4 protein-coding genes are annotated in these 10152 nt (G+C 67.9%); 2 read left to right on the top strand and 2 right to left on the bottom strand.

Annotation, left to right across the window (positions count from 1 at the left end):
* The first annotated feature begins 3 nt into the window (after positions 1-3).
* Entirely contained in the window at positions 4-1557 is a 1554-nt protein-coding gene (locus ABDV69_RS08535; protein WP_343573258.1) for an acyl-CoA carboxylase subunit beta, read from the top strand.
* A 450-nt stretch (positions 1558-2007) separates the two neighbouring features.
* Here ABDV69_RS08535 and embB read toward each other — a convergent pair whose 3' ends face one another.
* Complete coding sequence (gene embB, locus ABDV69_RS08530; protein WP_343573284.1) at positions 2008-5178, bottom strand: arabinosyltransferase EmbB; 3171 nt, start codon at positions 5176-5178, stop codon at positions 2008-2010.
* Positions 5179-5195: 17 nt separating this feature from the next.
* Positions 5196-8498, bottom strand: a complete 3303-nt coding sequence (locus ABDV69_RS08525) for an arabinosyltransferase domain-containing protein (RefSeq protein ID WP_343573257.1) — start codon at positions 8496-8498, stop codon at positions 5196-5198.
* Positions 8499-8785: 287 nt separating this feature from the next.
* Here ABDV69_RS08525 and ABDV69_RS08520 point away from each other — a divergent pair, with 287 nt between their 5' ends.
* Positions 8786-10150 (top strand): MFS transporter, encoded by a 1365-nt coding sequence (locus ABDV69_RS08520; RefSeq protein ID WP_343573283.1) that lies wholly within the window; start codon positions 8786-8788, stop codon positions 10148-10150.
* Positions 10151-10152 lie beyond the last annotated feature (2 nt).

Genomic DNA, 10152 nt, shown 5'->3' with positions numbered 1-10152 from the left:
TAAGTGACCACCAAGACCACCGCCGAGCTGCTGACCGAACTACGCGAGAAGCTGGAGCTGGCGAAGGAGCCCGGTGATCCGAAGGCAATCGCGCGGCGTGACAAGAAGGGCCTCCCGAGCGCCCGCGCCCGCATCCACGCGCTGCTCGACCCGGGCAGCTTCTTGGAGATCGGCGCCCTGGCGCGCACGCCGGGTGACCCGAACGCGCTCTACGGCGATGGTGTGGTCACCGGACACGGCCGGATCAACGGCCGCCCGGTCGCGGTATTCAGCCACGACCAGACGGTGTTCCAGGGCTCGGTCGGTGAGATGTTCGGCCGCAAGGTGGCCAAGCTGATGGACTGGGTGGCCATGGTCGGCTGCCCGATCATCGGCATCAACGACTCCGCCGGCGCCCGGATTCAAGACGCGGTCACCTCGCTGGCGTGGTACGCCGAGTTGGGCCGCCGGCACGAGATGCTGCGTGGACTGGTCCCGGAGATCTCCATCATCTTGGGCAAATGCGCTGGAGGAGCTGTCTATTCGCCGATCCAAACGGATCTGCTGGTGGCGGTGCGCGACCAGGGCTACATGTTCATCACCGGTCCCGACGTCATCAAGGACGTCACCGGCGAAGACGTGACGTTCGACGAATTGGGCGGCGCTGACGTGCAGGCCCAGCGCGGCAACATCCACAAGGTGGTCGAGGACGAGGCAGCGGCGTTCCAGTACGTGCGCGACTACCTGTCGTTTTTGCCGGACAACACTTTTGGCGACGGGCCGATCGTCAACCCGGGCCTGGAGCCGGAGATCACCCCGCACGACCTCGAGTTGGACACCATCGTGCCGGACGCGGACAACACCGCCTACGACATGCACGAGATTCTGCTGCGCATCTTCGACGACGGCGACGTCTTCGAGATCGCCGACCAGCGTGGGCCGGCTATCATCACCGCGTTCGCCCGTGTCGACGGACGGTCGGTCGGCGTGATCGCAAACCAGCCGATGTTCATGTCCGGCGCGGTCGACAACGAGGCCTCGGACAAGGCGTCCAGCTTCATCCGGTTCTGCGACTCCTACAACCTGCCACTGGTTTTCGTGGTGGACACCCCGGGCGCGATGCCGGGTGTCGAGGAGGAGAAGAACGGAATCATCAAGCGCGGCGGCCGGTTCTTCAACGCGGTTGTGGAAGCCGACGTGCCGAAGGTGACGATAATCGTCCGCAAGGCGTACGGCGGCGGCTATGCGGTGATGGGTTCCAAGCAGCTGTCCGCCGATCTGAACTTCGCCTGGCCCACCGCGCGCATAGCGGTGATCGGAGCCGACGGGGCCGCACAGTTGCTGGTCAAGCGGTTCCCCGACCCGACCGCGCCCGAGGTGCAGCAGATCAAAAAGGACTTCATCGAAGGCTACAACCTCAACATGGCGATCCCGTGGACCGCGGCCGAGCGTGGCTACATCGACGGCGTGATCGAGCCGCACCAGACCAGGCTGTTGCTGCGCAAGTCTTTACACCTGTTGCGGGAGAAGCAGATTCACTGGCGCACGCAGCGCAAGCACGGCTTGTTGCCGCTTTAGACCCGCCCGGAGACAATGCGGCCGGGAACCGGCCGATGATTTCTTTGGCCTTGCCCTGCACGTCGTCGACGCTGCCCTTGATGGCCGCGGCGGGACCGCGGCTCACGCTCGCTTCTCCATGGCTCGGGGATGGGATGCGAAGCTCTCTGCGCGCCGCCGCCTGCCCAACCTGTTGTGGCGCCGTGAATTGTTCGGCCGCGTGTGCTGGACGCCATACCCCCCGACAGCTCACCGCACTCCCCATCAGGCGCTTTGGTCACACCATCATCAAGGGCCGGGCCATGACTGAATTGTGAACCGTGACCGCATGCGATATCACTCCGCGTGGGCACTCAGGTGGTGATATCGCCGGTGTACACGATTCGAAAAACGAACAGGGCCTCGGACTGGTAACTGCTGATGCTGTTGTGACTGCCGATGCTTTTGAGGTTGCCGACATCCGGCTAGGCGTTAGGGCTTGATCCGGATCTTGCCCGGTGACCACCAGCCGAAATGCGTTGCCGTGCCGAGATCTAACTCGGCGGGCGGCGCGTCGACCAGCGTGTCGAACTTGCGCAGCGAGCCCCAGTCGCGGGCCCAATCGTGCGACAGGTAGGTCGCCATCACGTGGGCCCGCAGCAGCAGGTCGGTGATGCCGAGCAGGCCACCGTTGACACCGTCCTCCCAGGTGTCGGTGTCCATCTTTTTCGCCGTGTAATCCGGCGTGATGCGGAACTTCGGGATGTCCGCGACGCCGTTCGAGTGCAGCATCGGCTGTTGGCAGGGGAACGCCAGGCCGACCGCCCAGTCCAGCAGCACCGGCTGCGTGGAGCCGACGTACTCCTGCACCGAACGCAGTTCCGGCACCCGTGGCGGCGTTACGGCAATCCAGTCTTCCGGCGTCAGCGACAGGTCTTCGGCGACCACCCGGACGGCGACGGCGTCGGCGGGGATCTTGGCTCGGGGAAAGCGCAGGTTGCGCCACGCCTTCGGCTGCTCGCCGTACAGATCATCGGGCACCAGCCGACCGGCCGGGACCACGTCGCCGTTTGGACCGGCCTTGCCGTACTCCAGCACCACGGTCTGGCCGTCGGTGTGATCGTGCAGCACGCTGTTGCCGGCGATCTTGCCCGCGGCGGTCACCACCACCAGCGGATGGCCGTCGTCCGCGGGCGGCAACTGATACCACGCCGACGCCAGCTTGCTCTGCTGTTGCGCTTCGGTGGTGTAGCTGCCGAGCACCGGAACCCGTTGCGGATCAAGGCCGTAGGGCAGCGGCACGGTCGAGCCGTTGACGCCGGGCGCCTTCAGTTTGACCGGCGCATCCCAGTCGTAGTCGGTGCCGGGCTGGTTCGGATGCATCACCACGGCCTCGGCGACGGTGTGGTCGGGGACGCCGTTCGGGGTGAAGCCGACCGGGTTGACGCCGCCCAGCGGGCCGAGGTCGGTGTAGTCGCCGGGCTTGGGCGCCATGAAGCCGACGTTGGTGTCGGGCTCGACCAGGACGTCGTCGGCCAATCCGCAGCCGCCGGCGAAGGCCCGGATGTTCGACGAACCGTTGGAGAACGTGGGGTACTGCCGGACGATGCCGATCGTCATCGACGCGATGAACACCAGCGCCATGAAGCCGGCGGCGAGCGGGATGGGCGCCGCGGTCAGCGCGCGGGCCAGGCCGTTTTCACCGCGGTCGCGGGACGCGAAGTGCAACCAGGCCGCGTATAGCGCGACCACCACGAAGAGCGCGACAAACATTGCGCTGACACTGATCCCGGCTATCTTCGGCGTCGCCGCGTTGAAAGGCACGCCGTAGCTGGACACGTACCACCAACCGTTGGTGGTGGCGAAGCACAGCGCAAGCAGGAACAACACCGCGGCCAGGAACGCCATCCGGTTGCGCGACCAGCGCAACACGGCCGGCGATACCAGCGCCGTGGTCAGCGCGGCCATCGCCGCGCCCACGGCGGCGAACAGCCCGAAGTGGTGCACCCACTTGGTCGGGGTGAACATCAGGAAGAACATGGTGCCGAAGATGACGCCCATCAGCCGCCAGGCCGGTCCGCGCGCAACGCCGCGAACGCGCTTACGGCGCAACATGATGAACACCGCGGTGAACAGGCACAGCGCAGTGATCAGGAAGCCGAACCGGCGGGACAGCGAACCGTCTACGGTCGGTAGGAACAGGTAGTAGTAGCGCAGGTTCTCGGTGTACCAGGCCTGACTGGGTCCGATCGCGGTGCGAATCCTGGTGGCTTCGGCCACCGTTGCCAGCGTCTGGTCGGCGAACACCACGGTCAGGATCACCGTGCCGGCGGCCAGCATCGGCGCCACCAACGGCCAGGTGCCGACCACCCGATGGCGGCGCACCAGGATTCGCAGGATCGGACGACCACCGGCCACCAGTGCGGCCACTGCGATCAGTCCGGTCGGCTGCACGCCCAGGGTGAACGCCGCGGTCACCACCGCCAGCGCGGCGGGCGTCAGCCGGCTGTAGCGCATCGACCGCTCGATCAGTACATAGGTGATCAGCGAACCGACGGCGATGATCGGCTCCGGCCGAAGCCCGTTGTCGAACGGCATCCACGCGGTCAGCAACACCATCCCGGCGGCCCAGTTGGCGGGTTTGCTCTTGGTCACCGCAGGCCCCAGCCGGGGCAGTACCTCTCGCGACAGCAGCAGCCAGCACACCAGCCCGGCGACCAAGTCCGGCAGGCGAATCCACAGGCTCGAGTCGCTGACATGGGTCATCAGCGCCAACAGGTTGTAGTACCAGCCGAACGGGTCTTCGGGGCTACCGAACCAGCGGAAGTAGTTGGACATGTAGCCGGCCCGGTCGGCAACGCGCGCCATGCCCAGGATGTAGCCGTCGTCGGAGGAGTTGGCCCCGATCACCCACCACAGCACGAACCCGGAGATCACCGTCGCGTCGGCGAGGGTGAAGGTCCGCCAGTTCGCCGGGATCCACCGGCGCATCCGGTGCCCGTCCAACTGGTCGAGGCGCCACAGCGCGATCAGCGCGACGATCGTGGCGAGGATCGCGCCGACCATCGCGAGGAGCTTCACTGTGGTTGGGGTGGTGGAGAATCGGGTGTCGATGGTCGCCGACATCTTCAGCCCCGGCGGCGCGGGGCCGATCAGGTCGGTGAACACCCCGACGACCTGCGGGCGCAGGTTGGGGTCGGGATAGCCGCTGCGCAACTCTTTTCCGCCCGGGTCCTTGAGGCCCACGAAGGTCGCGTACGTCCCGGCCAGTGTCGAGGTGACGTCGATGTGTCGGCACCCCGCCGACGCCACCTGGTCGCGCGGCACGGACAGGATCACCACGTTGCGGTCGGTAACGTCAACCCGCTGCTGGTCGACGACGATGAACAGCGCCTGCAGGTTGGCGTCCTTGCCTTTTCGCGGTGCGGTACCCAGCACCACGCCGCCGATCGGCGGCATGTCCCGCACCACCTTGCACGGCACTTCCGCGTGGAAGTCGACGGGTGTCAGCGAAATCAGTGGCGCGGTAACACTTTTCAACTGGCCCAGTTGCGGCCAGTTGAGGTCGGCGGTGGTCTGCACGACGGGCAGCAACGGGGTGGCCACCGCCAGCAGGAACCCGATCATTCCGGCGATGGTGGCGACCCAGCGGGTCACCTTCATGTCGTCTGTCGGTGTGCTCACGGGAGTGCTCGAATCGGTCCTTGTCGGCTCCAGCCGGACACTTCCACGGCGCCCTGCTGGACGGCGGCGAGCGGCGCCACGTCATCGGGCAGCCAGCGGTGGTACTGCTCCACCTGCCCCCAGTCCCGGTACCAGTCGCCGTTGAGATACGTGGGCACCGTCGACGTCCACATCAGTGTCTGGGTGAACAGGAACGGCCCGCCGGACTTCGCCGCCTGCCACAGGTTTGACGATGCGGAGGTCTGCTTGTGGTCCGGCTGGATGCGGTAGTCGGGCAGCTCGGCGATCCCCAGGTGCTCGGAAAACGGCCGCTGGCATGGAAAGTTCGCGGCGGTGGCGATGTCCATCAACACCGGCTGCCGCCGCCCGATCAGCTGCTGCAGGGTTTTCATCACCGGTACCCGCGGCGGGGTGAACGCGAACCACTGGTCCTCGCTGAGGTTGGGGTCGTAGGCGACGATGCGGGCGACGTCGGCCTCCGGCGGTGCCCAACTGGTCGGGAAGCGCAGGTTGCGCCAGGCTGGCTGCGGTCCGATGTCGATCGGGAACATCAGCCCGAGCGGCTGCACGCTGCCGTCGGGTTTCGTTGCGCCCCATTGCAACCGGAGCGATTGACCGTAGGAGAAGTCGCCGTCCTCTTTGTACGACCAGATGGCGCCCGCGGCGGCGATGACGACCAGCGGCCGGTCCGGCGTGCGCGGCGGCATCTGGTACCACGCCGAGGTGGCGGTGGCGGCCCGGGCGTTCTCGCCGTAGCTGCCCATCACCGGGGTGCGCGCCGGGTCGAGGCCGAACGGAAGGGCGGCCTGCGAGCCGTTGACGCCGGTCGGACCCTTGCCGCCGGCAGTGCCGGCCGAGTCGGTGATCGAGGCGTTCGGCTTGTTCGGCGACGCGTCGGAGTTGACCACGCCGGGCTTGGTCACCACCGGGTCCGACTGCAAGTTGTCGCCGACGCCCTGCGGCGTGAAGCCGACCGGGTTGTCGCCGCCGAGCGGGCCGTCGGGGCCGACCTTCTGGCCCGGAACCGGTTGCAGCACGCCCTCATTGGGGTCCGGCTCGGCCAGCACGTCGTCGGCCATCGCGCAGCTGGACGACGAGAGCCCGGAGGCGATCGCGGCGAAGTTCGCCTTGCCCGTGGTGTACATCGGATAGCGCAGCACCGCGGCCTTGCCCAGCGACGCGACCTCGCCGAACACCATGATGACTGCGACCACCAGCAGCGGCGTCGAGGCCAGCACGCGGTTGCGGCGGCTGTCGGTGACCTCGGTGTGCCCGGCGTAGTCCATCCGGAAGTGCTGCCAGGCGCCCAGCAGTCCGGTCGCGATCGACAGCGCCAGGAACATCGACGTCACCGGGTGGCTCGCGATCACCGGCTGGATATCGAACCAGGGGACGCCGTAGTTGTTGACGTAGAACCAGCCGTTGATCCCCGAGGTCGCCCACGCCAGCACGAACAGCAACGCCGTCACGTACAACGTCAGGTTGCGACGGTTGTGCAGGCCGATCCGAGCCATGGCAAACGCGGTGACTGCGCCGAGCGCGCCGGCCAACCCGGCGAACGCGCCGAACTGAATGGCCCACTTCGTCGGGGTGACGTGCAACAGCAGCAGACCCATCGCGGTCGTGCCGATCAGCCGCCACGCCGGCCCACTCGCCACACCGGGCACCGTGCCGCGCCGCAGCAAGATGACCAGCACACCGAACAGGCACAGCAACATGATCAGCACGGCGAAGCGCCGCGTCATCGAGCCCTCGGCGTTGCTCTCCACGGTGAGGAAGTAATAGCGCAGGAACTCCTGGTACCAGGCGATCGTCGGGCCGACCTTGTACTTGATCCGTGCCGCCTCGGCGACTCCTGCCAGCGTCTGCGACCGGAACACCACGACGATGATCAGCGACAGCGACGCGGTCAGTGCCGCCAACGGCGCCAACAGGCCGTCAGTTGCCTTGCGCCGGGTGATGGTCCGCGCGATCGGTCGGGCGGCGGCCAGCAGTGCGGCGACGGCGATCAGGCCCTGTGGCGCCAGCGTCGCGGTCAGCGTCGCGACGATGATCGCCGTCGCGGCGGGAACCAGCCGTCGGGTGGCGATCGCGGTTTCGGCCAGCACCCAGGTGGCGACGACGCCCAGCGCGATGAGCGGCTCGGGCCGCAAGCCGTTGTTGAACGGCAGCCAGGCCGCCAGGAACACTGCGCCCGCCGTCCAGATCGCCACCCGGTTGCTGCCCAGACCGCCCCGGCCGGGGCCCAACCGTCGCAACATGTAGCGGCTGATGACCAGCCAGGTGCCGATCGCGGCCAGCGTGGCGGGCAGTCGCATCCAAACCCCGGCGGTGCTCACCGACGCGAGCTGGGCCAGCACCGACTGGTACCAGTCGAACGGCGCCTCGGAGGCGCCGAAGTAGCGGTAGTAGTTGGCCACGTAGCCGGCGTCGCCGGCGACGCGGGCCATGGTCAGGTTGTAACCGTCGTCCGACGAGGTCGCGCCGATGACATGCCAGGCCAGCAGCGTGCCGATCACGCCGGTGTCGGCCAGCCTGCGGGCACCTCCCGCTTGCGGGGGAGTGGTGACCCCGGCGCCAGCCAGATGGTGCCAGTGCCGCGGCGTCCGTCGCCCGGATTGCCGGTCCAGGACGGCCAGCGCCACCAGCGACGCCAGCACGGCCAGTGCACCGAGGGCCATCACCGCCGTTTTCAGCAACGTCGGCGCGACGACGAACCGGGTATCGACGTCGACGCGCGCCGACAGCCCCGGCTGCGCGGGCACGGTCAGATCGGTGAAGATCCCGCCGACCGCCGGCTTCTTCTCCGGCGCCAGCCCGCCGTTCGCGCCGGGGATTCCGACGAAGTCCGCGAAGGCGCCGCCCGCGTTCGCCCAGAGGTGCAGCGTGCTGCAGGCGCCGGCGGCGATCGCGGAGCGCGGTGCGGCCGCAGCGACCGAGTCACGGAACGCGACGACGACGGAGTCCTTGCCGGCCCGCACGAACAGCCCGCTCTTGCCGGCCTCGAAACCGTTGACCGGCAGCGTCGACACCACCAGTCCGCCGTCGGCGGGCAGCGTGGCGATCGCAGCGCACGGAACGGAGATGTCCAGCGCACGCGGCGCCCCGGACACCAGCGGCGCGGTGATGTCGGTGATGTGGCCGTCTTTGAGGCCCTGCGGCCACAGAATCGTGGCTGTCGTCTGGGTGACCGGAAGCAACGGAACCACCGCGCACAGCAGCGCGCCGGCGATCCCCGCGACGACGGCAATCAGCCGGGCGAGCCGATGCGTCGATCGCTGCGTGTCGTCGAGGGGCACGAGGCACGATGGTATGCGACTGGCGCCGGCGGTTATGCAACCCTCGCCGTGGGTTCTGACAAGGCCGCGGGCAGCGGCCCGGTAATGCCGGCGATGCGGCGAACCCCGCCGGGAATTAAGCGCGAATCCGACGTCCATCCGCGGTTTGGCGCGAGCCGAAATAGGACATCAGAACATGTCCGCGCCTTCGGTGGGCGTTCGACTACCCGGACGAAAGATGGTTTAGTGATCCAGCGGTGGTGAATTTAGCGCAGGAACGACAATCCACCACCGGCCATTGGCGTGAGTTGTGGAGTTCCCCCTATTCGCGAACGACCGCTGTGGTCGCCGGGGGCGTGGTGCTCTACTCCACCAACGAGTTCCTGACGATCAGCATGCTGCCCAGCACGATCAACGAGATCGGCGGCGAGCGCATCTATGCGTGGGTGACGACGCTATATCTCGTCGGGTCGGTGGTGGCTGCGGCGACGGTAAACGCGGTGCTGCACCGCATCGGCGCCTGCGTGTCGTACCTGGCGGGTTTTGCCGTCCTCGCCGCCGGAAGCCTGGTCTGCGCGGCCGCCCCCAGCATGGACATCCTGCTGGTGGGCCGCTTTTTCCAGGGGCTGGCGGGCGGCTTGCTGTGCGGTCTGAGCTTTGCGGTGATCAACGCCGTGCTGCCCCGCCGGTTGTGGAGTCGGGGTTCGGCGTTAGTGGCCTCGACGTGGGGCATCGGCGCCTTGTTCGGACCTGCCGTGGGGGGATTGTTCGCGCAGTTCGGAGCCTGGCGCTGGGCATTCGGTTTGCTGGCTATCCTGAGCGTGGGGATGGCCGTCCTCGCGCCGGGCCTGCTCACCACGGACGGCTCCGAGCAGCCCGCCGACCGTGACTCGGCCCGGATTCCGATTCCATCGGTGGTGCTGCTGGGCGCCGCAGCGCTGGCGGTCAGCGTCGCGTCGGTGCCGCACAACGCCCTCGCGACCGCGGGGTTGCTGGTCTTCGGCGCCCTGCTGATCGGCGCATTCCTGGTGGTCGACCGCCGGATGGATACCGCGGTGCTGCCCGCCAGTGTCTACGGCTTCGGCCCGCTGAAATGGGTCTACTTGACGCTGGGGCTGTTGGTCGCCGCGACCAAAGTCGATCTTTACGTGCCGTTGTTCGGTCAGCGGCTGGCGCACCTCGGGCCGATCGTCGCGGGCCTGCTTGGCGCGGCGTTGTCGCTGGGCTGGACGATCAGCGGGTTCGGCAGCGGCTCACTGAACAGGTCGCGCACGATCGTGACCGTGGTGATCGCCGCGCCGCTGGTGATGGCCGGTGGCCTGGCGGTGGCCGGCGTCACCCACGTGCAGGGGGCGACGGCAGGGGTCGTCGTCGTATGCGCGGTCGCGCTGCTGGCCGTCGGGGTGGGTATCGGCGCCGCCTGGCCGCATTTGTCGGCGTGGGCGATGAGTGATGTCGACGATCCCGCTGAGGGCGGTGCCGCCGCGACCGCGATCAACTCGGTGCAGCTGGTTTTCGGTGCGTTCGGCGCCGGCCTGGCCGGCGTGGTGGTGAACCTCGTCGACGGCGGCGGAGCCTCGGCCGCCCGGTGGGCATTCGCGGTCTTCGCGCTTCTCGCGCTGACCGCCTGCTTCACCGCTTTCCGCGCGGGGCGCGGGCAAGTCGGCTACTAACC

It is taken from the genome of Mycobacterium sp. (genome assembly GCF_039583785.1).
Classification (GTDB): Bacteria; Actinomycetota; Actinomycetes; order Mycobacteriales; family Mycobacteriaceae; genus Mycobacterium.
The sequence above is the reverse complement of the archived record's forward strand: the minus strand, read 5'-3'. Positions and strand labels throughout refer to the sequence as shown.